This is a genomic window from Mesorhizobium sp. WSM4832, assembly GCF_055811115.1.
The window spans coordinates 238399-263391 of the sequence record NZ_JBVVQH010000006.1 but is presented as its reverse complement, the minus strand read 5'-3'; the positions used below and the strand labels follow the sequence as shown (position 1 = coordinate 263391).

26 protein-coding genes are annotated in these 24993 nt (G+C 63.5%); 15 read left to right on the top strand and 11 right to left on the bottom strand.

All coding sequences use genetic code 11. The features are described from left to right. The first annotated feature begins 580 nt into the window (after positions 1-580). From AC0L2L_RS11470 to AC0L2L_RS11460, 3 genes are read left to right on the top strand one after another with little or no spacing between them, the layout of a single operon-like run. Positions 581-739: a hypothetical protein gene (locus AC0L2L_RS11470; RefSeq protein ID WP_473578374.1), complete on the top strand. Its 159-nt coding sequence runs from the start codon at positions 581-583 to the stop codon at positions 737-739. Between the two features lie 23 nt (positions 740-762). Continuing rightward, the gene (locus AC0L2L_RS11465) at positions 763-963 is read left to right on the top strand and encodes a hypothetical protein (protein ID WP_473578373.1); all 201 of its coding nucleotides are present in this window, start codon (positions 763-765) and stop codon (positions 961-963) included. 47 nt (positions 964-1010) lie between these two features. After that, positions 1011-1940: a TauD/TfdA dioxygenase family protein gene (locus AC0L2L_RS11460; protein ID WP_473578372.1), complete on the top strand. Its 930-nt coding sequence runs from the start codon at positions 1011-1013 to the stop codon at positions 1938-1940. A gap of 61 nt (positions 1941-2001) precedes the next feature. On the opposite strand, the gene AC0L2L_RS11455 is transcribed toward AC0L2L_RS11460, so the two are convergent. Beyond that, entirely contained in the window at positions 2002-2187 is a 186-nt protein-coding gene (locus tag AC0L2L_RS11455) for a hypothetical protein (protein WP_473578370.1), read from the bottom strand. A gap of 310 nt (positions 2188-2497) precedes the next feature. Between AC0L2L_RS11455 and AC0L2L_RS11450 the strand changes: the two genes are divergently transcribed. The 4 genes from AC0L2L_RS11450 (at position 2498) to AC0L2L_RS11435 (ending at position 5962) form a co-directional block, all read left to right on the top strand. After that, complete coding sequence (locus AC0L2L_RS11450) at positions 2498-2857, top strand: septal ring lytic transglycosylase RlpA family protein (RefSeq protein WP_027169587.1); 360 nt, start codon at positions 2498-2500, stop codon at positions 2855-2857. A gap of 586 nt (positions 2858-3443) precedes the next feature. After that, on the top strand, positions 3444-4721 hold the full coding sequence (locus AC0L2L_RS11445) for a polyhydroxyalkanoate depolymerase (protein WP_473578368.1): 1278 nt from the start codon (positions 3444-3446) through the stop codon (positions 4719-4721). A 205-nt stretch (positions 4722-4926) separates the two neighbouring features. After that, the gene (locus AC0L2L_RS11440; RefSeq protein WP_473578366.1) at positions 4927-5544 is read left to right on the top strand and encodes a transglutaminase-like cysteine peptidase; all 618 of its coding nucleotides are present in this window, start codon (positions 4927-4929) and stop codon (positions 5542-5544) included. Between the two features lie 178 nt (positions 5545-5722). After that, the gene (locus tag AC0L2L_RS11435; RefSeq protein WP_473578364.1) at positions 5723-5962 is read left to right on the top strand and encodes a hypothetical protein; all 240 of its coding nucleotides are present in this window, start codon (positions 5723-5725) and stop codon (positions 5960-5962) included. Positions 5963-6249: 287 nt separating this feature from the next. Here AC0L2L_RS11435 and AC0L2L_RS11430 read toward each other — a convergent pair whose 3' ends face one another. The 4 genes from AC0L2L_RS11430 to AC0L2L_RS11415 are packed head-to-tail and all read right to left on the bottom strand — an operon-like array spanning position 6250 to position 8977. Beyond that, on the bottom strand, positions 6250-6612 hold the full coding sequence (locus tag AC0L2L_RS11430) for a helix-turn-helix domain-containing protein (protein WP_473578362.1): 363 nt from the start codon (positions 6610-6612) through the stop codon (positions 6250-6252). A gap of 10 nt (positions 6613-6622) precedes the next feature. Then, the gene (locus AC0L2L_RS11425; RefSeq protein ID WP_473578360.1) at positions 6623-7147 is read right to left on the bottom strand and encodes a Smr/MutS family protein; all 525 of its coding nucleotides are present in this window, start codon (positions 7145-7147) and stop codon (positions 6623-6625) included. Next, the gene (gene mltA / locus AC0L2L_RS11420) at positions 7144-8247 is read right to left on the bottom strand and encodes a murein transglycosylase A (RefSeq protein WP_473578358.1); all 1104 of its coding nucleotides are present in this window, start codon (positions 8245-8247) and stop codon (positions 7144-7146) included. The genes AC0L2L_RS11425 and mltA overlap by 4 nt, the downstream gene beginning before the upstream one ends. 22 nt (positions 8248-8269) lie before the next feature. Beyond that, entirely contained in the window at positions 8270-8977 is a 708-nt protein-coding gene (locus AC0L2L_RS11415) for a Tim44/TimA family putative adaptor protein (protein ID WP_473578356.1), read from the bottom strand. A gap of 201 nt (positions 8978-9178) precedes the next feature. On the opposite strand from AC0L2L_RS11415, the gene AC0L2L_RS11410 reads away from it, so the two are divergent. Next, positions 9179-9673 carry an FxsA family protein gene (locus AC0L2L_RS11410; protein WP_473578354.1) on the top strand — a complete coding sequence of 165 codons (495 nt, stop codon included), beginning with the start codon at positions 9179-9181 and terminating at the stop codon, positions 9671-9673. Positions 9674-10178: 505 nt separating this feature from the next. Continuing rightward, positions 10179-10685 carry a protein-export chaperone SecB gene (gene secB, locus AC0L2L_RS11405; RefSeq protein WP_473578352.1) on the top strand — a complete coding sequence of 169 codons (507 nt, stop codon included), beginning with the start codon at positions 10179-10181 and terminating at the stop codon, positions 10683-10685. Positions 10686-10980: 295 nt separating this feature from the next. On the opposite strand, the gene dnaQ is transcribed toward secB, so the two are convergent. The 5 genes from dnaQ to AC0L2L_RS11380 all read right to left on the bottom strand — a co-directional run bounded on the left by dnaQ (position 10981) and on the right by AC0L2L_RS11380 (position 14930). Further along, positions 10981-11685, bottom strand: a complete 705-nt coding sequence (gene dnaQ, locus AC0L2L_RS11400; protein WP_473578350.1) for a DNA polymerase III subunit epsilon — start codon at positions 11683-11685, stop codon at positions 10981-10983. A gap of 77 nt (positions 11686-11762) precedes the next feature. Next, positions 11763-12368 carry a dephospho-CoA kinase gene (gene coaE / locus AC0L2L_RS11395; protein WP_473578475.1) on the bottom strand — a complete coding sequence of 202 codons (606 nt, stop codon included), beginning with the start codon at positions 12366-12368 and terminating at the stop codon, positions 11763-11765. Positions 12369-12373: 5 nt separating this feature from the next. Next, a complete protein-coding gene (locus tag AC0L2L_RS11390) occupies positions 12374-13207 on the bottom strand; it encodes a shikimate dehydrogenase (protein WP_473578348.1) in 834 nt (277 codons plus the stop codon). Then, on the bottom strand, positions 13200-13799 hold the full coding sequence (locus AC0L2L_RS11385; RefSeq protein WP_473578346.1) for a Maf-like protein: 600 nt from the start codon (positions 13797-13799) through the stop codon (positions 13200-13202). The genes AC0L2L_RS11390 and AC0L2L_RS11385 overlap by 8 nt, the downstream gene beginning before the upstream one ends. A gap of 309 nt (positions 13800-14108) precedes the next feature. Further along, on the bottom strand, positions 14109-14930 hold the full coding sequence (locus AC0L2L_RS11380) for a pyruvate, water dikinase regulatory protein (RefSeq protein WP_473578344.1): 822 nt from the start codon (positions 14928-14930) through the stop codon (positions 14109-14111). A gap of 403 nt (positions 14931-15333) precedes the next feature. Between AC0L2L_RS11380 and hemE the strand changes: the two genes are divergently transcribed. The 3 genes from hemE to rho all read left to right on the top strand — a co-directional run bounded on the left by hemE (position 15334) and on the right by rho (position 18339). Further along, complete coding sequence (gene hemE / locus AC0L2L_RS11375) at positions 15334-16362, top strand: uroporphyrinogen decarboxylase (protein ID WP_473578343.1); 1029 nt, start codon at positions 15334-15336, stop codon at positions 16360-16362. Further along, on the top strand, positions 16359-16895 hold the full coding sequence (hemJ, locus tag AC0L2L_RS11370; protein WP_473578341.1) for a protoporphyrinogen oxidase HemJ: 537 nt from the start codon (positions 16359-16361) through the stop codon (positions 16893-16895). Before hemE ends, hemJ begins: the two co-directional genes overlap by 4 nt. A 178-nt stretch (positions 16896-17073) precedes the next feature. Then, on the top strand, positions 17074-18339 hold the full coding sequence (gene rho / locus AC0L2L_RS11365; RefSeq protein ID WP_473578339.1) for a transcription termination factor Rho: 1266 nt from the start codon (positions 17074-17076) through the stop codon (positions 18337-18339). Between the two features lie 277 nt (positions 18340-18616). Here the strand turns inward: rho and AC0L2L_RS11360 are convergent, their stop codons facing one another. Next, complete coding sequence (locus AC0L2L_RS11360; RefSeq protein WP_473578338.1) at positions 18617-20635, bottom strand: thioredoxin domain-containing protein; 2019 nt, start codon at positions 20633-20635, stop codon at positions 18617-18619. Positions 20636-20714: 79 nt separating this feature from the next. Between AC0L2L_RS11360 and mnmE the strand changes: the two genes are divergently transcribed. The 3 genes from mnmE to rsmG all read left to right on the top strand — a co-directional run bounded on the left by mnmE (position 20715) and on the right by rsmG (position 24978). Beyond that, on the top strand, positions 20715-22019 hold the full coding sequence (gene mnmE / locus AC0L2L_RS11355; RefSeq protein ID WP_473578473.1) for a tRNA uridine-5-carboxymethylaminomethyl(34) synthesis GTPase MnmE: 1305 nt from the start codon (positions 20715-20717) through the stop codon (positions 22017-22019). A gap of 452 nt (positions 22020-22471) precedes the next feature. Continuing rightward, complete coding sequence (mnmG, locus tag AC0L2L_RS11350) at positions 22472-24346, top strand: tRNA uridine-5-carboxymethylaminomethyl(34) synthesis enzyme MnmG (RefSeq protein WP_473578336.1); 1875 nt, start codon at positions 22472-22474, stop codon at positions 24344-24346. Then, positions 24343-24978, top strand: coding sequence for a 16S rRNA (guanine(527)-N(7))-methyltransferase RsmG (rsmG, locus tag AC0L2L_RS11345; protein WP_473578334.1), 636 nt, complete (start codon positions 24343-24345; stop codon positions 24976-24978). The genes mnmG and rsmG overlap by 4 nt, the downstream gene beginning before the upstream one ends. Positions 24979-24993: the final 15 nt, after the last annotated feature.

The following is a 24993-nucleotide window of genomic DNA, read 5'->3' as shown; positions in this document are numbered from 1 at the left end:
GTCGCGCATCGTTCTCTCTCCCTAATGTTGATAAGATTACTATACTAACCCGCTCGCACACGGAACCTCGTTTCAATTCCGCCGCTATCTGGGGCACGGATTTACCTGGGAAAGGTGTTGGGAGGATTTTCGTTCGTTGCAGTCTTTTTTCGCAGAATGCGGAGCGCCGGCGGCGAAGCTGCCGATCTCCCCCCTCGTGGGGGAGATGGCCGGCAGGCCAGTGGGGGGCGCGAAGGATCACGACCGATCTCACCCCTTGCGAGCCCCGAGACCTTGGAGCGCGGCGGCAGTGAAGAAGCTTTGAAACGCTGGCGAGACAGCGCCCCCCTCTGTCCTGCCGGACATCTCCCCCACGAGGGGGGAGATTGGCTGTCGCGACGACTTTCGCCAATCTCGAAGGCTTTTACCGGCGGCTGACGAATCCATCCCGCGACCGTCCTTTTGCGCTTATGCCGCCGGTACCCGGCGACACTTTTCCAAGAAAGCCCGCTTACTTGGAAGGATTTAACTCTACAAACCCGATAGAATTAACCGACGATAGCAAGGCAATCCGGTTTTCTCGCGGGTAACGGAGCCTTCCATGTCAGCCATTCCCCACGACGCTTCCTTCGTCAGGGCGTTCGGCTCCGCCCAGTCGGTCGGGTCGCCGAGGACCGGCGCGCCGTCGGAGATCCCGGCGGTGGCGCTCGTCATGACGGCGCCATGGCCGTCCCGCTCGCCCTGGGCAGGGCGGGAATGAACGCAAGCGAAAGGAGAAAGACGATGACCCATTCCACCGCAGTGCTGTTCGCGCATGTCGGCACGTGGCTGTTGCGTCTGCCACCGAGCGACAAGCGCCTGGAGGACGGGCGACCCAAGGACGAACCGAAATCGCCGGCTCCGGCGCTGCTTGCCGGCGAACGCGATCGCCTGCCGCCGCGTGACGAGAGCTTCTACTGGGCCTGGCAGTACTGGTCCCACTGATCGATCCGCGACCGGCCTTTTCCCCGAAGAGCAACCAGGAGAGACCCATGAGCACCCCGACCCTTGTCGACCAGATCATTCCCGACAGCGATGTCGTTCCCTTGACTGCCCGCGTCGGAGCGGAAATCAGAGGCATTCGCCTCGGCGGAAGCCTGGCGGACGCCGCCATCGCATCGATCAACCAGCTGCTTTTGAAGCATAAGGTCGTCTTCTTCCGCGGCCAGGACCATCTCGACGATTCAGAGCATGAATTGTTCGCGCGGCGGCTTGGCGATCTTGTGCCTCACCCCACGCAAGGACCGGTGGCGGGCACCGCCTCGATCCTCAATCTCGATTCCAGCCGCGGCGGCGGCCGCGCCGACCAATGGCATACGGACGTCACCTTCGTGGACGCCTATCCGAAATTCTCGGTGCTTCGCGGCGTCGTCATTCCCGCGGCCGGAGGCGACACCATCTGGTCCAACACGCAGGCCGCCTATGAAAGCCTGCCGGCGCCGCTCAAGCTCCTGGCCGACAATCTCTGGGCCATCCACAGCAATGCCTATGATTACGCCGCCGTGCGTCCCCGCGCCTCGGCAGAGGAAAGGAAGCATTTCGAGGAGGTCTTCACCTCGACCGTCTACGAAACCGAGCATCCTGTCGTGCGCGTGCATCCGGAGACCGGCGAGCGGTCGCTGCTTCTGGGCAATTTCGTCCAGCGCTTCGTCGGCCTGTCGAAGAGCGACTCCTCGAAGCTCTACGAGCTGTTCCAGAGCTATGTGACGGCGCCCGAGAATACCGTGCGGTGGCGGTGGCAGGCCGGCGACGTCGTGATCTGGGACAACCGGGCCACCCAGCATTATGCGGTCAACGACTATGGCGGCGAACACAGGATCGTGCGCCGCGCGACGGTCGACGGCGACGTGCCGGTCAGCGTCGACGGACGCCGCAGCGTCACCCACGTCAAATCGGCCAAGCCGGCGGCGAAGGCCGCCTGAAGCTGCCGGGACAGCTCCCCCTTCTCCCTTGCTGGAGAAAGGATAGCCCCCCGCCGGCCGGTCAGATGCGCGAGCGGTTCGCCCAGCGTAGCCCGACGAGGCCGACCAGCATGGTGACGAGCCCGATATAGAGCCATTGCGTGTGGCCGGTCATGAAGCTGCCGTTGACGACGCCGAAGCCCTGCAGCGACCACAGCGCACCGATGCCAAGCACAATCAGCGCCAGCACAAACCTGATCAATCGCATCGACCAGACCCTCTCCGAAAGTCGATCCTAAACGGTAACGGGGACGCAACAAAAGACGCGGAGGAACCGAAGCAGTTCCGTTCCTCTCTACTTCAAATCTTGAGGACCGATCTTGCCCGGAATGTCCCGGATGCCGGTCCGATATTCATTGAGAATACGCCCATCCGGTGTCGGAAATATCATGACAAACTGTTTCGTGGCGACTCCAAACGTGTGCCATTGCCATGGAACCGCCAGATCAATGCCGCATTTCCCGCCTCATTCGACACATATCGGCGGGGCCTATCTCTAACGGAGCCACCCCCACAGCATGAAGAAAACCAACCAGACCGCGCTTGTCGCGGTGACGATCGCGGCTGGCCTGATGGCTGGCGCGTCTTCGGCCTCCTCCGCCGCGCAGTGCGGCCGCGCTTCCTGGTATGCGCTGCATTCCAGAACCGCCTCAGGGGAACGCATGAACCCCTCGGCACTGACTGCCGCCCATCGCAGCCTGCCCTTCGGCACCAAGCTCAGGGTCACCAACAAGAACAACGGCCGCAGCGTCGTCGTGCGCATCAACGATCGCGGCCCGTTCGTGAAGGGACGCATGCTCGATCTCTCGCGCGGCGCCGCCGGCCAGTTGGGTTTCATCGGCTCGGGCCATACCGCCGTCTGCATGGCGCGCGTCTGATACACTGCACGGGGATTTTGACTGGTCGGCTCTGTTTGCGTTGGCAGGCGGCATGCCTTGGAGATTGGCCGAAACGCCCATCGCGATCGTCATTCTATGGCGGAGCAAGGAGCGAAGCGACGCGCGCAGACCATAGAATCCATGCCGTTACTTCGAAGCGTCACAACGGTGCAGGATTCTGCTCCGCAGCATTCGACGGCCAAGGTCACGGAATGGATCCTCGGGTCTGCGCGCCGCTTCGCGTCGCTCCGCCCGTGGATGACGAGGTTGAGAGGTTTCGACGAATCCCCCGGCGTTTGTCGGGGAACCAGCCGTCGCGCCACGATCCAATGCGGCCCCGGCGGTTCGGCATCATGGCCGGTGCCGGGCATGAGCGGCCGGACACATATCTTTCACATTTCGGCAGTGCACATTGAGCCGGCTCCGTCGTTCAAGCCCGATTTTCAACAGGTTGAACGCAAGAAGCATTCGTCAGACAAAATGACGTGTTGCATCGCAACAATATCTTGTTAACCTCGCCAAGAGACATTCAAGGCTCGGCGCAGTCCGTAGTCCCTTTGGTCGCCGGACGGCAGCGGGGTTCTCGATGTTCTACCAGCTCTACGAAATGAACCATGCGGCGCTGCAGCCGGCCCGCCTCTACGCCGACGCGGTGCGGCTGTTCTACTCCAACCCGCTCAATCCGATCTCCCACACCCCGTTCGGCCGTTCGGTCGCGGCGACCGCCGAACTCTTCGAGCGCACCACGCGCCGCTACGGCAAGCCGCAATTCGGCCTGGACAAGACCGTGGTCGACTGGAAAAGCGTCGGGGTCACGGAAAAGACCGTCTGGTCGAAGCCGTTCTGCAACCTGATCCGCTTCGAACGTTCCGTGCCGGCCGGCCGCAAGCCCGACCCGAAGCTTTTGATCGTGGCGCCGATGTCGGGCCATTACGCGACGCTGCTGCGCGGCACGGTCGAGGCGATGCTTCCTCACGCGGACGTGCACATCACCGACTGGGTCGATGCCCGCATGGTGCCGGTGGCGCAAGGCAGCTTCGATCTCGACGACTATATCGACTATGTCATCGAGATGTTCCATGCGCTCGGCCCCGACACCCATGTGATGGCGGTATGCCAGCCTTCGGTGCCGGTGCTGGCGGCGGTGGCGCTGATGGAAAAGCGCGGCGATCCCTTCGTGCCTTCCACCATGACGCTGATGGGCGGCCCGGTCGACACGCGCCGCAATCCGACCGCGGTCAATCTCCTGGCCAAGGAAAAGGGCATCGACTGGTTCCGCGACAATGTGATCATGCAGGCGCCGTGGCCGGTGCAGGGCTTCGGCCGCGCGGTCTATCCCGGTTTCCTGCAGCTTTCGGGCTTCATGAGCATGAACCTCGACCGCCACATCATCGCCCACAAGGACTTCTTCATGCACCTTGTGAAGCATGACGGCGACAACGCCGAGAAGCACCGCGACTTCTATGACGAATATCTGGCGGTGATGGACCTGACGGCGGAATTCTACCTGCAGACGGTCGACACCGTGTTCGTGCGGCACGCTTTGCCGAAGGGCGAGATGACGCATCGCGGCGAGCCGGTCGATCCGAAGGCGATCCGCAACGTCGCGCTGCTGACCATCGAAGGCGAGAACGACGACATTTCCGGCCTCGGCCAGACCCAGGCCGCGCACGACCTTTGCGTCAACATCCCGGCCGAGAGGCAGGCGCATTACATGCAGCCGGCCGTCGGCCATTACGGCGTCTTCAACGGCTCTCGCTTCCGCTCGGAGATCGTGCCGCGCATCGCCGACTTCATTTCAAGCTATGGCCGCCAGCACCGGGTGGCGGCGAAGCCGAAGCTGGTCCGTTCCGCAAAAAACTGAACGCCGCAAACCGCTTCAAAGCGGATTTCCGTTTCCGCCGCCGCCCGGCGGCCGCCGGTGCTGCACCCGTGCCGCTGTTGCGAAAGTGCCGCTACGGGATCGTCCGGGTAACCATGCCGTCAAACTAGCTGTTGTCTCTAATTGACACGGACTGTAAATCCCCGTTAACGTTTCGTTAATAAAAGAACAGGGCGGACGGGGGACAATGAACTCCTCACCGATGGCGCGGATCCTGCGCTTGTGTGCAGTCGCAGGGCTGGCGATTTCGGCTCACTGGGCGGCGCCCGCATGGGCGGCGGGCGCGATGGCCACGGGCGGCCTGACGTCGCAGCCGATCGGCCACTATGATTTCTGCAAATCCCGTCCGAGCGAATGCAATATCCGTCCGGTCGATCTCGACCCGGCCAAGATGACCGACGCTCTGTGGCGCAGGCTGGTCAGCGTGACCGCAAGGATCAACGCCGCCGTCAAGCCGATGAGCGACCTGGACAATTACGGCAAGGATGAAGTCTGGACCTATCCGGACAATGGCTACGGCGATTGCGAAGACTATGTGCTGGAGAAGCGGCGCGAGCTCTATCGCATGGGCATGTCGCTGGCCGACCTTTTGATCACCGTCGTGCGCAAGCAGGACGGTGAAGGCCATTCGGTTTTGACGGTGCGCACCGACAGGGGCGACTATGTGCTCGATAATCTGACCGACAGGGTCAAGGCCTGGGACGCCACCGGCTACCGCTTCCTGAAGCGCCAGGCGATCGACAACACCGGACGCTGGGTATCGATCCGCGACGGCCAGGCGGTGCTGGTCGGCTCGGTGCAGTAAGGCGAAAGCCTCAGCTCACGTGGCTTCGTCATTCCAGGGCGAAGCAAGGAGCGTTAGCGACGCAGCGCAGACCCGAAGGCGACGGGCCTCCGAAAATTTTTGCACAACTCCATGAACCCTTTGCGTCCGGCTGGCGACACACAGCCGTGGACGACAAACCCAATCATGGAGAATTCAAATGACTGCTTTTCTGCGAAACACCTTCCTCGCCGCTGTCGCGGTGTCCGCCCTGACCGGATCAGCCCTGGCGGCCGAGACCGTCAAAAGCTGCGCCAAGACCAATCTCAACGATCTGTGGAGCGGCCGTTGCTGCGGCACCGACTCCTCGGCTTGTCTGGGTGGTGGCAACGGTGGCCGCGACCATAATGGCAATGGCGGCCGCGGTAGCACGAATGGCGCCGGCGCCGGGAAGCAATAAGGGCTGCCCGCAGCGTAGTGAAGGGAAGCCTTACCCCTCGCGCCGTCGTCATCCTATGGCGAAGCAAGGAGCGAAGCGACGCGGCGCAGACCATAGGATCCATTCCGTGACCCGCAAACGTCACGGCGGTGCAGAACGACCTCTGTTCTGCGCCGCCTTTGCCCTTCGCTTGAGGTCACGGAATGGATCCTCGGGTCTGCGCGTCCGCTTCGCTCCCGCTCCGCCCGTGGATGACGACGTTCGGGCGCTTCGGCTAACCGCGAGCGTTGTCGTCGGCCATCCGCCGATTATCCCCGTAACGACGCCCGGACCGATGCGGTGATCTTCCGCAACTCCGTCTCGTCCAGCTTCTCGATGCTTTCGGCCAGCAGATTGGCCAGCTCCGTTGCCGCGGGCGACAGGCCCGACGTGTCTATCCTGACCCTTGGGTGCGAGCTTTCGGCGAGGCGGGCGAGGTCCTCGGCGTCGTCCCAGATGATGTTGAAATAGCCGATGATCTTCTGGATCAGCGTCCAGGTCGGGGCGCCGCGGCGGCCATGCTCGAGCGCCGACAGATAGGCCGCGCTGACGCCGATGGCCTGCGCCATCGCCTTCTGGCTGACGCCGCGCTCGGCGCGCAGCGCCCGCAGCTTCTCGCCGAACGGGGTCATCTCGGTTGGCTCATGAGCGTATCCGCCTCAGCCGCACATAGAGCGCGCCGGAGCCGCCATGGTTGCGGGCGGCGTGATCATGGCTGGAGACCAGGTGGCGGAAAGCCGGCGTCGACAGCCAGGCCGGCACGGCGCGGCGCAGGATGCCATCGCCGCCGGAGGACGAGCCCTTGCCGGTGATGATCAGCACGTAGCGGATGCCGCCGGCATGCGCGCGATGCAGGAAGGTATGCAGCAGCGAATAGGCCTCGTCCTGCGTCATGCCGTGCAAGTCGACGCGGCCTTCAATCGGCAGCCGGCCTTTCTTCAGCTTCTCGTGGGTCTGGTCGTCAAGCGAATGCGCCACATGCTGCGTCTTGGGTTTCGCGGCAGCCGCCGGGGCGCCGTTGGCCGGAGCCGTCGCCGGCGTCGGCTTCGGCTCGATGATGTCGGGGATCTCGACGGCGGTCTTGCCCTTCAGCGGCCGGGCCGAACGCGCCACCAGGTTCCACAGGATGCGGTCGTCGTCGCTCAGATGATCGTCGCGGCGGCTCACCGGCGCCCTCCGTCGATCAAGCCGCGTGGCACCAGCGCGTAGAAGTCGGCCGCGTTGCGGACCACGCCGGCGATCTCGCCGGCGGCGTCGCCCGAGCCGGCGAAGAGGTCGCCGCGCGCGGGTCCGGTGATGGCCGAGCCGGTGTCCTGCGCGATCATCAGCCGCCGGAACGGTTTTCCGTCGAAGGCGGTGAGCGTCGGGGAGTCGATGTAAAAGGGCGTGCCGAAGGTGTGCAGCAGCCGGTCGACCGCGACGGAGCGCCCGGGCGTCAGCGGCACCTTGGCGGCGGCGATGGGTCCAAGCGCCGCATCGTCGACCGCGGCTTCTCGGAAGAAGATGTAGGAGCGGTTGCGCCACAGGATCTCGTCGGCACGATCGGGATGCGCCTTGAACCAGGCGCGGATCGACTGCATCGTCACCTTTTCCAGCGGGATTTCGCCGAGCTCGCTCAAGATTTTGCCAGGGCCGGTGAAGCGCTGGCCCGATTTCGCTGCGTAGGTGACGCGGCTGAGCCTGCCGTCTGTCATCTTCAGACGCGCCGCGCCCTGCACATGGATGAAGAAGGCATCGACTTTTTCGGCGAGCCAGGCGATTTCGAGATTTTGGCCGAGAAGCGCGCCGCGCTCGATTGCGCCGCGGTCGAAATACTCGACAGGGCCGTCATCCGTCCGGCGGGCGAAGGCCAGATAGATGTCCATTCCCGCCGGCCGGTTGTCGTCGTCGATGTCGATCAGGTCGGCGGGGCGGGAAAGCAGCGGCACGACGAACCGCCCGGTCCTGACCGGCGAGGCTTCGACCTCGGGTTCGTAGAAACCGGTAACGAGACCGGCGCCATTGTCGGCTTTCACCAGCATCGGAACGAAATGACGCTCGAAGAAGGCCTGGGCCTCGGACCGATTCGGCGCCGAAACGGCGCGCGCCTCGGCATAGGCCTCGGCAAAAGCATCGAAATCTACGCCGAGCGAACCGGTGCGATAGGGCTTTACCGGGGCATGCAAGGCGGAGCGGCGAAACGCGGCGAAGGCCGCGACGTGGTCATCCTCGCCCCAGCCGGTGAGATCGCCGAAGGATTTTTCGCTGAATATGGAAGAGAGCGGCACGACCGAGCCCCGCCGCCTAAGCTCAATCTTCTTCTTCGGTGGCGACGAGCTTCCAGTTCGGGTCGCGCGAGCGGGTGTCGCGGGCGAAGGTCCAGACATCCTTGACCTCGGCTACCGTCTCCGGGTCGCCGTCGATGACGGCGCCGGCCTTGTCGCGGGTCGCCGAGATCAGCTCGGAGACGACGCGCAGCGTGATATGCGCTTCCGAGCCCTTCATTTCGGCGGCGACGATGTCGGCCTTGTCGATGCCGACGAAGGACGACTGGATCTTTTCCGATTTCGCCTCGCGCTCGCCGATCGCGGCGACGAACCCGTCATAGACTTCGCGCGACAGGAGATTCTTCAGCGTCTTGCGGTCGCCATCGGCATAGGCCATGACGATCATCTCGTAAGCCATCTTGGCGCCGTCGACGAAGGTCTTCGGTTCAAAGGATGCGTCATTGTCCTTGATCGTGCGCAGGCCCTTGTTGAGATCGGTGTCCGGCTTGGCGAAGGCGTCGATCGCGGCATAGATCTCGGGCGCGGTTTCGCCCGGCGCGCGCTTGCGCGGCAGCGACACCACGTTTTCAGGCTTCTGCGCCGTATCGGCCTCGCGCGCACGACTCGCCGAATAGGGATCGAAGGGCGGACGCTCGTTTCCCGTGCGACGTCCAAGCACGTTGCGCAGCTGGAAAAAGATCACAACCGCCGCAATCAGGAAGAAAATCGTGCCGAAGTCGAAGAAACCCATATTTTCCGCCAACCGATCCCTGTCCTTGCCGGACCAGCGTAACCCCTCGGGACCGCGGTCGCATAGCGTTCAACACTCAAAGCATATAGAACGGCAGGCGCAATCATTCAAATCAAAGGCAGCCATACCTATGTAAGGGCGCCAAGGCCAGCGGCGATTGTCCGCGAGCGCCGCAAACGAAGAAAGCGATCGGTCAAAGACTTGCGCATTTCGTTCATCCCGCTGTTCCTGCTCCTGCTGCCGCTTCTGGAGATCGCCGGCTTCGTCGTAGTCGGTCGCGAGATCGGCGCTTTGGCGACGGTCGGGCTGGTCCTCCTTTCCAGCGTCGCCGGCAGCCTGCTTCTGAGGCACCAGGGATTTGGCGTCATGGCGCGGGTGCGGACGGAGATGGATGCCGGGCGCGACCCCAGCCGCGAGCTCGCGCATGGCGCGATGATCGTCCTGGCGGCGATCCTGCTGATCATCCCGGGCTTCATCACCGACATCTTCGCCATTCTCCTCCTATTGCCGCCGGTGCGCGACTTCGCCTGGCGTCTGCTCAAGAGCCGCATCGTCATGGCGACCAGCTTCAGCAGCGGCTTTTCGGCCCGCCGGCGCGACAACGTCATCGACCTCGACGACGCCGACTATTCGCGCGACGATTATCCGAACCGGCCGGATCACAATTCACCGTGGCGGCGGCTGAAGAACGATTAGGTTCGCGACACAGGGGATCTGGCCGGTCGGCTATGTCTTCGTTGGCAGGTGGTATGCCTCGGCGATTGGCCGAAACGCTCATCGCGATCGTCATTCTAGGGCGGAGCAGGAGCGAAGCTCCGTCGCGAAGACCCTAGAATCCATGCCGTGACCGTTGCCGTAGGTGCGAGGGGTCCAGAATTCTGCACCGTTGGCGCGGCCTCGACGTAACGGCATGGATTCTATGGTCTGCGCCGCGTCGCTTCGCTCCTTGCTCCGCCATAGAATGACGAGGTTGGGAAGGCTCAGCCAATCCCCGGCTTTTGCGCTGACTTCACGGAAATGAACGGCGAAAAACCGGCCGCCGACAACCGGCAACTTATCGATATCCTTGCGTCGAGCAACCAGCCCTTTACCCGCTGCCCGATAGAGGCGGCAAAACTTGTTTTGTCTGGCCGGCCATGGTAGCGAACCCGCGATTTCAATCCGGTCAGCAGCGCTGCCCAGGCAAAAGGACTAAAGGCTCATGGCCAGCAACGATGACGCCGCGACGGGCGCCGCCAACGGCAACGGCAACGGCACGCAGAACCAGCCCTCGCTCAATGTGCTTGCCCAGTATGTGAAGGACCTGTCCTTCGAAAGCCCCGGCGCGCCGAACTCGCTGCGCGGCCGCGACAAGGCTCCGGGCATCGCCATCAATGTCAACGTCAACGCCAACCCGCTTTCGGACAAGCAGTTCGACGTCAACCTGACCTTGAACGCCAAGGCTTCGTTCGACCAGGAAGTGCTGTTCAATGTCGAGTTGGTCTATGGCGGCGTCTTCGCCATCTCGGGCTTCCCGCAGGAGCACATGCTGCCGCTCCTGTTCATCGAATGCCCGCGGCTTCTGTTCCCCTTCGCCCGCCAGATCATCGCCGACGCCACCCGCAATGGCGGCTTCCCGCCGCTGATGCTCGACCCGATCGATTTCGCGCAGATGTTCCAGCAGCGCGTCGCCGAGGACCAGGCCGCGGGCAAGGTCCAGGTGAGCTGAGCGGACTTGCGCTGACCTACCGAAAGCCCGGCTTCGGCCGGGCTTTTTTGTTGGAAACATCTGAGATTAGCGAAGACCCCTGTGCGGTCGTCATTCCAGGGCGGAGCAAGGAGCGGAGCGACGCGCGCAGACCCTGGAATCCATGCCGTTACGCTAAGGCGTTGCGGCGGTTACAGAATTCTTCGCCGTTGCACTCTACGGCAGAGGTCACGGCATGGATACTCGGGTCAAGCCCGAGTATGACGACGTCGCGGAGGGATTCGGCTAACGGCATAGGTTGGTGCCAGAGCGCCGCTCACCCCACCGCCACCTTCAGCCAAAGCGCTTTTTCGCCCAGCGTCGCGACAAGCCCGGCATGGGCCGCGCGGTCCGCTTCGCTGAGCCGCGGCGGCAGCGCGATCGGCCTGGCGCCGACAGAGATGTCGATATCGGCCACCTGGCCGGAGCCGTTCATCTGCACCGCCACCGACTCCAGGACCAGCGCCGCCTGCTTGCCGCCGATGAGCTCGATATAGACTTCGGCCAGCAATTCGGAATCGAGCAGCGCGCCGTGCTTGGTGCGGCGGGCGTTGTCGATGCCGTAGCGCCGGCACAGCGCGTCGAGCGAGTTCGGGCCCATCGGATGCTTGCGGCGCGCCAGCGCCAGCGTGTCGACGACGCGACCCGGATCGATGGCCGGATGATCGAGCCGGCTGAATTCGAGATTGAGGAAGCCGATGTCGAAGGTGGCGTTGTGGGCGATCAGCTTGGCGCCGTCGGTGAAGGCCAGCCATTCCTCGGCGATTTCGGCGAAGGTCGGCTTGCCGACCAGGTCCGCGGCGCTGATGCCATGCACGGCCTGCGCCTCGGCGTGGATCGCGCGCCCCTGCGGATTGATGAATTTGTGAAAGGTGCGGCCGGTCGGGAAGCGGTTGACCAGCTCGATTCCGCCGAGCTCGATGACGCGGTCGTCGCGCAAGTCGAGGCCGGTGGTTTCCGTATCGAAGATGATCTCACGCATTCCGAATCAATCCGCTCCAAGAGAGCAGAATCACAAACCAGAACAAAATGGCAATGGGAACTGCTGACGGCTTGTAGTCAGGAGCCGGCTTTGCCGGACTTTTCCCCCACCAGTTCTGCAATGATCGCTTCGACCGCCTGACGCGCCGCTTCAAAGCCATACCCTGTGTCGACGATGAAATCGGCCTGGCGACGTTTTTCGGCGTCGGGCACCTGCTTGGCGAGGATCGACGAAAACTTCTCCTCGCTCATGCCTGGCCTGGCCAGCACGCGCTCACGCTGGATCTCGGCCGAAGCGGTGACGACCACGACCTTGTCGACGCGGTTGCGGCCGCCGGTTTCGAAGAGGAGCGGAATGTCGAGCACCACAACCGGCGCGCCGGCGGCGCGATGCCTGGCGAGAAACGCATCGGCGTCGGCGCGCACCAGCGGGTGCACGATCGCTTCCAGTTTCTTCAGCGCGGCGGGATCGGCGAGCACTTGCCGGCCGAGTTCTGCGCGATCGACCACGCCCGCTTGCGTCGTGCCCGGGAAGGCCGCTTCGACCAGCGGCGCCGCCTTGCCGGCATAGAGACGATGCACGGTCTCGTCGGAATCATGCACCGGCACACCCGCCTCGGCGAACATTTTCGCCGTGGCCGACTTGCCCATGCCGATCGATCCGGTGAGGCCGAGCACGATCATGACCGTCAATGGCCTTCGATGTCGGAGATGATCATGCGCCGCAATACGGGCGTGACCTCCGGCTTCCTGCCGAACCAGCGTTCGAAACCGGGCACCGCCTGATGCAGCAGCATGCCGAGGCCGTCGACCGTCTTCAGGCCGCGCGCCTTGGCGGCGGCCAGCAAAGGTGTCTCCAGCGGCACATAGACGATGTCGGTGACGATAGCATGGTCCGGCAGCCCGCCCGGATCGGCGGAAAGCGTTGCGTCGCCATGCATGCCGAGCGAGGTGGTGTTGACGAGCAGGCCGGCATCGGCCAGCAGCTCGCCGACCGCATCCGCGCCATGCGCGGAAACCCCGGCGCCGAACCGGTCGGCGAGTTCCCGGGCTCTCGGCAGCGTGCGGTTGATGATGCGGATGTCCTTCACGCCGCGCTGCTTCAGCGCGTGGATGACGGCGCGGGAGGCACCGCCGGCGCCGAGCACCACGGCCGGGCCGTTCCCCGCCCAGCCCGGCGCATATTGGTCGAGATTGCCGGCGAAACCGATCCAGTCCGAATTGCCGCCCCAGAGCTGGCCGTCTTCCAGCCAGAGCGTATTGACCGCGCCGATCGCCTCGGCCGCCTCGTCGTGCTGGTCGACCAGGGCGAAGGCCGCCTCCTTGTGCGGGATGGTGACATTGCCGCCGCGAAGGCCACTCTGCTCGAGCGATCCCAGGAATGTGGCAAGATCTTGCGGCCGCACGTCGATCGCCTGGTAGCTGCCGTCGATGCCGTATGTCGCCAGCCAATGGCCGTGGATCTTCGGCGAGCGTGAATGCGCGATTGGATGCCCGGTGACAAAGGCCTTTTTCTCAGCCATCGATCGCTCCCAAGGCTCGCAACTCCTTCAGCACCGGCAGAAGCGGCAGGCCGACGATGGTGAAATAATCGCCCTCGATCTTCTCGAACAGCTGGATGCCTTCGCCCTCGATCTGATAGGCGCCGACGCTGGACAAGGCCTTGGCGCCGACGCGGGCCAGATGCCGGCCGATGAAGGCGGGATCGAGCTCGCGCATGGTCAGGCTGGCGACGCCGACATGGCGCCACAGCACCTCGCCGTTGCGGCAGAGCACGGCGGCGCTGTTCAATTGGTGGGTTTTGCCCGACAAAGCCAGGAGATGCCTCCGCGCGCTTTCCATGTCGTTGGGCTTGTGAAAAATCTCGTCGCCCAGCGACAGCGTCTGGTCGCAGCCTAGCACCAGGGAGCCTGGCTTGCGCTCGCTGACCTCGGCCGCCTTGGCCTCGGCCAGGATCGAGGCGACGTCCTCCGGCGAAACGCCGCTGTCCTTCAGCGGAGCCTCGAGCGCGCGCTCGTCGACATCGGCCGGCACCGCCTCGATGTCGAGGCCGGCATTGACGAGCATCGCCTTGCGGTACGGACTGCCCGAAGCGAGGATGATCTTCTCGGCCATGATCTTCGCCCAATTAGCTCCCTGACGCTGTTGACCCCATCGTTTGTCCGAGGGGTCCAGCACAAACTTTGGAGAATGGCCAAAGCCCTACGAACTTCGTCATCCTAGGGCGGAGCAGGAGCGAAGCTCCGTCGCGAAGACCCTAGGATCCATGCCATAACCTCGGCCGAGGGGCGCAGCGGGGCAGAATTCTACACCGTCGCAACACTTCGACGTCACGGCATGGATCCTAGGGTCTACGCCGCGTCGCTTCGCTCCTTGCTCCGCCCTAGGATGACGAAGAGCGGCCGGCGTCTCGGCCAATCTCAGTTACCGCGTCTTTCCCCGCAGGGCAACGATGGCCGCCGCCGTTTCCTCGATGGAGCGGCGGCTGACATCGATCATCGGCCAGCCATGCCTGGTGCAAAGCTGACGTGCATAGGCGAGTTCCTCGTTGATCGCGGCGCGGTCGACATAGTCGGTCGACACGAAAGCCGCGCTGCTGCCGAGGATGCGGTTTTGCCGGACATGCGAGATACGCTCGGCCGTGGCAACGAGGCCGACGACAAGCGGCGTCTTGGCGGCGATCAGGCTTTCGGGCAGCGGCACGCCGAGCACGATCGGGATGTTGGCGGTCTTGATGCCGCGATTGGCGAGATAGATGCTGGTCGGCGTCTTCGAGGTGCGCGAGATGCCTATCAGCACGATATCGGCATCGTCCATATTGGCCGGCAGCTGGCCGTCATCATGCTCCATGGTGAAGTTCAACGCATCGATGCGGCGGAAATATTCGGCGTCGAGAACATGCTGGGCGCCGACGCGGCGGCCGGCGGGCGTGCCGAGATAGGATTGGAAAACGGTGAGCACCGGTTCCAGCACCGAGACGCAAGGCAGGCCCATGGTGGCGCAGCGTTCGTCGATCGAGCGCGCGAGCTTCTGGTCGACCACCGTATAGAGAATGATGCCGGGCTCCTCCTCGATATCCTCGAAGACCTTGGCGACCTGCTTCTCGGTCCGGATCAGCGGATAGATATGCTCGATGGCGCGCGCATCCTTGTACTGGGCGGACGCCGCGCGGCCGGCTGCCAGCAAGGTTTCGCCGGTGGCGTCGGAGATCAGATGCAGATGAAAGAAACTCTGAGGTTTATTCACAAGGGGTGGGTCCAGGCTGTGGGCAATTGTGGACAAGGCTGGATGGGAAGGCCTTGGCGATGCGGGCGACTGTATCAGATGGCTCGTTGTCCACAATTCGCCGCGCTGTAGGCTTCGTCGCGGCGCTGGGGACAAAACCGGGGATCAACTTTTCTTGGCCGATTCCATCCACAGCACGGAGCCCGGAACGAGGAAGCCAAGCTTTTGACTCGACAGCCTGAATCCGCTTCATCCCCAGATCGCTCCAAATTGCGAAAGCGAGTACGCGACAATATGCTGACTGGCCTTTTCAAGCCGCAGGCTGGACAGGTCGCAACCATCACAACCAACAGACTCTTAGAATCAGAAGACTCTTTTAAAATAGATATTTTATTTAAGAGGGTAGGGAGAGGGCGAGCACAGGATGGCTGGGAAACGGATCATGCTGGACGTCCTCAAGGGCGAGACGGTTTCACCGCCGCCGCTCTGGATGATGCGTCAGGCCGGCCGCTATCTTCCCGAGTATCGTGAGACAAGGAAGCGGGCCGGATCCTTCCTCGATCTCTGCTACGATCCGGACCTTGCCGTGGAAGTGACGTTGCAGCCGATCGAACGCTTCGGCTTCGACGCTTCGATCCTGTTCTCCGACATTCTCGTCGTGCCCAATGCCTTGGGGCGTGATGTCAGTTTCGAAGAGGGTCGCGGGCCGATCCTGAAGCCGATCACGGCGCCGGAGATTTCGGCGTTGGACGGCGAAACGTTTCACGTGAATCTCGAACCGGTCTACGAGACCGTGCGCCGGTTGCGCGTAAAACTGCCAGAGGCGACGACGCTGATCGGCTTCTGCGGCGCGCCCTGGACGGTGGCGACCTACATGATTGCCGGCCACGGCACGCCGGACCAGGCGCCCGCGCGGCTTTTCGCCTATCGCGAGCCGGAGGCTTTCGCAAAGCTCCTGAAGACACTGGCCGATCATTCGGCCGCCTATCTCATCCGCCAGATCGAAGCCGGCGCGGATGTGGTGCAGATTTTCGACTCGTGGTCCGGCGTGTTGGACGAACCTTCCTTCGAGGCCTTCTGCGTCGCGCCGGTGGCCGAGATCGTCCGGCAGGTGAAGGCGGTTTATCCCGATGTGCCGGTCATCGGTTTTCCGAAAGGCGCCGGCGAACGCTATCGCGACTATAGGAGGAAAACCGGCATTGCCGGTCTTGGTCTCGACTGGACCGTGCCGTTGTCGATGGCAAGGGAGCTGCAGCGCAACGGCGCGGTGCAAGGCAATCTCGATCCGCTGCGCCTGGTCGCCGGCGGCAAGGCGCTGGCCGATGGCGTCGATTCCATCCTGCGGACATTGGGAGACGGGCCGCTGATCTTCAATCTCGGCCATGGCATCACGCCGGAAACGCCGGTGGCGCATGTCGAGGCGATGGTGAAAATGGTGAGGAGCCACCGATGAGCAAGGCAGGCAACGAGAACAGCACCGGCCAGGCGATGAAACGCATGGCGATAGGCATTGCCGTTCTCGTGGTGCTTACCGCGCTGCTTTATTTGGCGGCGCCCGACAGCTTCTATCCGTGGGCCAAGGCAATCCATGTGATTGCGGTCATCGCCTGGATGGCCGGCATGCTCTATCTGCCGCGGCTCTTCGTCTATCACGTCGATGCCGAGAAAGGCTCGGTGCAGTCCGAGACCTTCAAGGTGATGGAGCGCCGGCTGCTGCGCGGCATCATCAATCCGGCGATGATCGTGACCTGGGTGTTCGGGCTTTGGCTGGCCTGGAAAGGGTTTGGATTCCAGGGCGGCTGGCTGCACACCAAGATCGTTCTGGTGCTCATCTTGTCGGGCCTGCACGGCTATCTCGCCGGCGCGGTGCGGAAATTTGCCGAGGACAAGAACGAAAAACCGGCAAGGCACTGGCGGATCGTCAACGAGATCCCCACATTGCTGATGATCGTCATCGTCATCCTGGTCATCGTGAAGCCGTTCTAGGCTTTTTCTTATCCAGCAGAAGCCCAGCAAAAGGCGGCTTGCTCTTTCAGACGAGCGACGATACAAGACGGGTCTTCCTTCCCGTCATGCGCCGCCCCTTTCATTGCTTTCGGCCGCGCCCGGCATTTGTCGCATCCAGCCGATTTTCCCTCTCCAAAGCCCACCCAGAGTCTATCTAATGCAAGAAATGAAACTCTCAGAGTTCAAGAACAAGAAGCCGCCAGAGCTGATCGCTTATGCCGAATCGCTCGAGGTGGAGAACGCCAGCGTCATGCGCAAGCAGGAGCTGATGTTCGCGATCCTGAAGAAGCTCGCCGCGCAAGACGTCGAGATCATCGGCGAAGGCGTCGTCGAGGTGCTGCAGGACGGTTTCGGCTTCCTGCGCTCGGCCAACGCCAATTACCTGCCGGGTCCCGACGACATCTATATTTCCCCGTCGCAGATCAGGCGTTTTTCGCTGAAGACCGGCGATACGGTCGAAGGACCGATCCGCAGCCCGAAAGAGGGCGAGCGCTATTTCGCGCTGCTCAAGGTCAACACCATCAATTTCGACGATCCGGAAAAGATCCGGCACAAGATCCACTTCGACAACCTGACGCCGCTCTATCCGACCAAGCGGCTGAAGATGGAGGTCGACAATCCGACCAGCAAGGATATCTCGCCGCGCGTGATCGACCTGGTCGCGCCGATCGGCAAGGGACAGCGCGCGCTGATCAACGCGCAGCCGCGTACCGGCAAGACCGTTCTCATGCAGAACATCGCGCACTCGATCACCGCCAACCATCCGGAATGCTATCTGATCGTGCTTCTGATCGACGAGCGGCCGGAAGAAGTGACCGACATGCAGCGCTCGGTGAAGGGCGAGGTGATCTCCTCGACCTTCGACGAGCCGGCGGTGCGCCACGTTCAGGTCGCCGAAATGGTGATCGAGAAGGCCAAGCGCCTGGTCGAGCATGGCCGCGACGTGGTGATCCTCCTGGATTCGATCACCCGCCTCGGCCGCGCCTACAACACCGTGGTGCCGTCATCCGGCAAGGTGCTGACCGGCGGTGTCGACGCCAATGCGCTGCAGCGCCCGAAGCGCTTCTTCGGTGCCGCCCGCAACATCGAGGAAGGCGGGTCGCTCACCATCATCGCCACGGCGCTGATCGATACCGGCAGTCGCATGGACGAAGTCATCTTCGAAGAGTTCAAGGGCACCGGCAACTGCGAAATCCAGCTCGACCGCAAGGTGGCCGACAAGCGCATCTATCCGGCGATGGACATCCTCAAGTCCGGTACCCGCAAGGAAGACCTGCTGGTGCCGCGCGCGGACCTGCAGAAGATCTTCGTGCTGCGTCGCATCCTGGCGCCGATGGGCACCACCGACGCGATCGAGTTCCTTATCGACAAGCTCAAGCAGACCAAGTCCAACGCCGACTTCTTCGATTCGATGAATACGTGATTGGGGCGAGCGGCTGCCCGACCCTGGGTTCCGCCTCGTACGGCTCGCGCAAGGCTGGAGCGGAATCGCGAAAGCTGGCGCTGCCCCTCATTGCCCTGCCGGGCATTTCTCCCCGTGAACGGGGAGAAAGAGGCCGGCCGCAACCTTGGCGCTCATTCTGGCAACGATGGCGATTGGCGAAAGCGGCGGCGACAGCGCCCTTCTCCCCGTTCACGGGGAGAAGATGGCGGCAGCCAGATGAGGGGCAGCGCCGACGCTTGAGATGACAGGAGCGGATCTATCCTCGCCGCAACAGCTTCTCCAATTCACCAGCATCGGTCACAACCGGCAGGCACAGCTGCCCGCTGCAGAACCAGGCGCCGGCCTTGTCCGTCGGCGGCAGCACACCTCCCGGGAGCAGCGGCCGATTCGTCGCCGTTCCGATCGGCACGACGATATCGACCCGGCGCGGATCCGGATTCCGATTCGCAACCGGAACGAGGCTTGGATCGTCCGGATTATCGACCAGCACCAGCTTCAGCGGCTCGAGCGCCAATGCACAAGCGTTGACGATGCCGGCCTGGCCATAGGTCTGTTGCGCGGCGCGGCCCATGGCGTGTTCGGCGGTTGTCCAGGCTTTTTCCCAGAGATCGGGATCGCCAGTGAGCGAAGAGAGCCGCAATAGCGCTTCGATGATCTGGCTGGTGGCGGAAGGGATTGCCTCGTCGACGTCGCCGCGGATGCGGATCGGAACGTCGCCGCTGTCCGACGCAGTAAGCCAGTAGCCGGCGTTTTCGCTGTCCCGGTGCCAGCGGTCGAGCTCGCCGATGAAGCGCCTGGCGTGATCCGAATAGGCCGGATCACCGGTCGCCTCGAACAGCGCGATCGCGGCGTTGGTCATTGCGGCATAGTCGCTCGACAGCGCCGGAAACAGCTTCTTCGCGCCGAGCATGGAATGCGGCAGGCGACCATCCTTGCTGGCCCCGACAATATGGGTGAAAGCTTTTGCCGCGGCGTCGATCCAGCCTCGTTGTCCAAGGGAGCGGCCGGCCTCCGCCAGCGCCGCAATCATCAGCCCGTTCCAGTCGGTGAGCGCCTTGCCATCGCGGCCCGGCCTGACGCGCTTTTCCCGGACAGCCAGCAGCTTCGTCTTGAACGGTGCGAGCTGAGCGTGGTCGGCGGCGCCCTGGCGTTGCTGCGTTTCGCTCTGGCGGATGATCGGCTTGCCTTCCCAGCCATTCGGGGCGGCCAGCTCGAAATACCGGAAGAAGACCGGGGCATCGTCACCGAGCGCGGTTTCGATCTCCTCTCGGCTCCAGGTGTAAAAAAGCCCCTCTTCGCCGTCGCTGTCGGCGTCGAGGCTGGCGGCAAAGGCGCCGCCTTCGACCGTCATTTCGCGCAGCAGCCAGGCGACGGTCTCTTCGATTCGTATCCGGAACAAGCTGTTGCCCGTGGCTGCATAGGCCCAGTTGCACAGGCGGATCAGCTGGGCGTTGTCGTAAAGCATCTTCTCGAAATGCGGCACCAGCCATTCGTCATCGGTCGAATAGCGGCTGAGGCCGCCGCCGACATGGTCGTAGATCCCACCGGCGAGCATTTTTTCGAGGCTGGTGAGCACAGCGTCGCGATGCGCGGTCTGGCCGTCGCGCAGCCAGGACAGCCACATTGTATGCATGAATGGCGCATTGGGGAATTTCGGCGCGCCGCTCAAGCCGCCACGGTCGCGGTCGATCATGCCGTCGATGCGTCCGGCGAGATTGGCAAGCGTGTCGCGATCGAGCACCGCTTTCCCGCCAGCGCCGGCCAGTCGCGCATCGACATGCGCGGTGAGAGCGTCGGCGCTTTCGGCGAGACTCTGCTGCTTTTCGCGCCAGGCCTTGTCGACCGCTTCCAGCACCTGGATGAAGCCGGGCCGGCCGTAACGCGCCTCGCGCGGGAAGTAGGTGCCGCCCCAAAACGGCTTGCCGTCGGGGGTCAGGAACATGGTCAGCGGCCAGCCGCCCTGCTCCCCCATGGCATGGAGCGCGGCCATGTAGATCTGGTCGATGTCCGGCCGCTCCTCGCGATCGACCTTGATATTCACGTAGAGCCGGTTCATGACGGCCGCCACGGCGTCGTTCTCGAAGCTTTCATGCGCCATGACATGGCACCAGTGGCAGGCGGCGTAGCCGATGGAGAGCAGGATCGGTCGTTGAAGTTCCTTCGCCTCGGCGAGGGCCGCGGGCGACCAGCCGCGCCAGTGGACGGGATTGTCGCTGTGCTGCTGCAGATAGGGGCTGGCCTCTTCGGCAAGCAGGTTTCGCGCGGGCAAGGTCACAATGGGCGGCTCGGCATGTTGGGTTTGATAAGCAAAGGCTAGGGCGCTTCGGCAGGTCCGGCAAATGGTTTCCCAGATGATGACCTCGAAGGATTCAATCGTAGCGCTTTCGAGCGGCCGGCTGCCGGCCGGCATCGCCGTGATCCGCATTTCCGGCTCGAAGACTCGATTCGTGATCGAAACGATCGCCGGGTCCGTTAAGGATCGGTTTACCACGTTGCGGACGCTCAAGGCTGCCGACGGCTCGACGATCGATCGCGGCCTCGTCTTGTTCTTTCCGGGTCCTGGCAGCTTCACCGGCGAAGATGTCGCCGAGTTCCAGGTCCATGGCAGCCGCGCCGTTGCGGCAAAGCTGCTGGAGACCATCACCGGTTTCGAAGGCGTACGGCATGCCGAACCCGGCGAATTCACCCGGCGCGCCTTTCTCAACGGCAAGCTCGACCTGGTCGAGACGGAGGCGCTGGCCGATCTGGTCAATGCCGAGACGGAGGCGCAGCGCCGTTTCGCCTTGCGCAATGCGGAAGGCGCGCAGAGCGAGCTTTATTCGGCCTGGCGCCGCCGGCTGATCCATGCGCGGGCGATGATCGAGGCCGAGATCGACTTCGCCGACGAAGAGGATGTGCCGGATTCCGTTTCGGATGCGGTCTGGTCTGATGTGGCGGCGATGGTCGACGAAATCGGGCGTCACCTTCAAGGGTTCAAGGCGGCCGAGATCATTCGCGATGGCTTCGAGGTGGTCATCGTCGGGGCGCCGAATGCCGGCAAGTCCAGCCTGTTCAACGCGCTTGCGCGCCGTGAGGCGGCGATCGTCACGGACGAACCGGGCACGACGCGGGATTTGCTCGAAGTGGTGCTGGATCTCAACGGGGTGATGATACGCGTGGTCGATACGGCCGGGCTGCGCGATGCCGCGGGGAAGGTCGAGGCGATCGGTATCGAAAGGGCGCGCGCCAGGGCCGGCGGGGCGGATCTCGTGCTGCTGCTGGAGGACATGGTCGATCCGAGGCCGGTAGGCGAGGTGCCGGCCGGCGTCCCGTTGTTGAGGCTCGGGACGAAGGCCGATCTCGCGGCGAGCAAAGGGGACTATGACATGGTGATTTCTTCCAGGGACGGCACCGGATTGTCCGGGCTGCTGGATGAGATCGGCCGCCGCGCGGCGCAGGCGATCGGCGACGCGGGCGATGTCCTGCCGTCCAGGCTCCGCCATGTGGAACTTTTGAAGGAAGTTAAGGGCTTTCTCGCCGCGGCCCTGTCAGGGCAAAGCCAGGAGCTGCGAGCCGAAGAACTGCGGCTTGCGACCGACCGTCTCGGCCGGATCGTCGGTGCCGTCGATGTCGAGGACATGCTCGACGTCATCTTCTCGCAGTTCTGTATCGGGAAGTGATTCACGTGAAACATCGTTGGCGCCGGGATGCGCGGTGATTCACGTGAAACAGTGGGGGGTGGCCGATCAGATCGTGAAGCGGCGGCGCAAGACTGGAATCGGCGCGTTTCTTCGCCCCCCTCTCTGTCCTGCCGGACATCTCCCCCTCAAGGGGGGAGATCAGCAGTTTCTCGGCCGCGCCAATTCTGCCACGTTGGAGATTGGCGAAACCCGAAGGGGCAGCCAATCTCCCCCCTTGAGGGGGAGATGTCCGGCAGGACAGAGAGGGGGCGCTGTCCCGCCAGCATACCAAAGGTGTCATCGGCGGTTCAGGAGGGGCGGTATCACGGCAATTGCCCATGACAAAGCCCACCATCATTGTTTCACGTGAAACGACTCCTCCACCGTCCATCCTTGACAGCGGCGTCTCGCAGGGACATGTCTCCGGCAACTTCTGAATCTGGAACAGCAAAATGACCAATCACTATGATGTGGTGGTGGTGGGCGGCGGCCATGCCGGGTGCGAGGCGGCGAGCGCTGCCGCTCGCGCCGGCGCCAGGACGGCGCTGGTGACGCTGCGGTTCGACACGATCGGCGTCATGTCCTGCAATCCGGCCATCGGCGGTCTCGGCAAGGGACACCTCGTGCGCGAGATCGACGCCATGGACGGGCTGATGGGCCGCGTTGCCGATGCCGCCGGCATCCAGTTCCGGCTGCTCAACCGCCGCAAGGGTCCGGCCGTGCGAGGTCCGCGTACCCAGGCCGACCGCAAGCTCTATCGCCTTGCCATGCAGGCCGCGATCGGCGAGCAGGCCGATCTCGACGTGGTCGAGGGGGAGGTTCTCGACCTCGAAATCGGAGACGGGCGCGTCGCGGCGGTGCTGGTTTCAGGCGACAGGCGGCTGGCCTGCGGCGCCGTGGTGCTGACCACCGGCACCTTCCTGCGCGGCTTGATCCATATCGGGGAAAGAAAGATCGTCGCCGGCCGCATGAACGAGCAGGCAAGCATGGGGTTGTCCGCGACCATGAGCCGTGCGGGCTTCAAGCTCGGGCGCCTGAAGACGGGCACGCCCCCTCGCCTCGACGGCCGCACCATCGATTGGGCATCGCTGGAGAGCCAGGCCGCGGATGAAGATCCGGTGCCGTTCTCGCTGATGACCGATCGGATCGTCAATCCGCAGATCCATTGCGGCATCACCCGGACCATGCCGGCCACGCATGATCTGATCCGCGCCAATCTCGGCCGCTCGGCGATGTATTCGGGCTCGATCGAAGGTGTGGGGCCGCGCTACTGCCCGTCGATCGAGGACAAGATCGTCAAGTTCGGCGACCGCGAGGGCCATCAGATCTTCCTCGAGCCGGAAGGGCTCGACGACGACACCGTCTATCCGAACGGCATCTCGACCTCGCTGCCCGAAGACGTCCAGCTCGACATATTGAAGACCATCCCGGGGCTGGAAAAGGCGACGATGCTGCAACCGGGCTACGCCATCGAATATGACCATGTCGATCCGCGTGAGTTGAAGACGACGCTGGAGACGAAGCGCATCGCTGGTCTGTTCCTGGCCGGCCAGATCAATGGCACGACCGGCTATGAGGAGGCCGGCGCGCAAGGGTTGCTCGCCGGCATCAACGCCGCGCGCAAGGCTTCCGCCGATGAACCGGTCGTGCTCAGCCGCACCGAGGCCTATATCGGCGTGATGGTCGATGATCTCACCAGCCGCGGCATCGCCGAGCCCTACCGGATGTTCACCTCGCGCGCGGAGTTCCGGCTTTCGCTGCGGGCCGACAATGCCGACGAGCGGTTGACGCCGCTGGCCGCGAAGCTTGGCATTGCGTCTTCTGGGCGGTTGCAGCGTTTTGGCGCGATGAGCGACAAGCTCGACCATGCCCGGGCGCTGGCGAAATCCGTTAGCTGGACGCCGAACGAAGCGGCGCGGCTTGGGCTTGAGATCAACAAGGACGGCGTGCGGCGCTCGGCCTATGAGCTGCTGGCGCATCCGGGCGTCGACATGGCCAGGCTGTCGCGTGTCGAGCCGCGCTTTGCCGAACTGGACGCCAAGACGGCGGAGCGGCTCGAAACGGAAGCGAAATATTCGGTTTACCTGGATCGGCAGCAGGCCGATGTCGCGCAGATCAGGCGCGAGGAATCGCGGCTCATCCCCGAGACGATCGATTTTTCGAGTGTGCCGGGGCTGTCAAACGAGCTGAAGCAGAAGATGAAGACGCGCCAGCCGCGTTCGATAGCCGACGCGCAGCGCATGGAGGGCATGACGCCCGCGGCGCTCGCCATCATTGTCGCGCATGTCCGCAACGCCGAGCTCGCCGCGCGAAAGGACGTGGCGTGAGTGGCTGGGACGACCTGCAGAAGGCGGCAGGTCCAGTTTCACGTGAAACATTCGAGCGGCTGCAAGGTTTCGAACAGCTGTTCCTGAAATGGAACCGCAGCATCAATCTGGCGGCGGCATCGACTCTGGACGATGTCTGGCGCCGCCACATCCTGGACAGCGCCCAGCTCGCGCGAATCGCACCCGCCGCGACGCGCTGGGTCGACCTCGGTTCGGGCGGCGGTTTTCCCGGGCTGGTGCTTGGCTTTCTGCTGGTTGAGCGCCCCGGCGCGTCGATCGACCTGGTCGAAAGCAACCGCAAGAAAGCCTCGTTCCTGCAATCCGTCATCGGCCAGTTCGACCTGCCGGCACGGGTCGTGGCCAAGCGCATCGATGACAGCTATGCGCTTGTTTCCGCACCGGAAATCGTCACGGCCAGAGCCCTGGCGGCGTTGCCTGATCTGCTCGATCTGTCGGCGCCCTGGTTGAGCAAAGGGTCGCGCGCGCTTTTCCACAAAGGCCGGGATTACCGCACTGAAGTGGAAGAAAGCACTCACCGCTGGACCTTCGATCTGGTAGAACATCCGAGCATGACCGACGCCCACGGCGTCATCCTGGAAATCAGCGACTTGCGCCCGGCGAAACCGCAATGAATCACTGGCATAAAC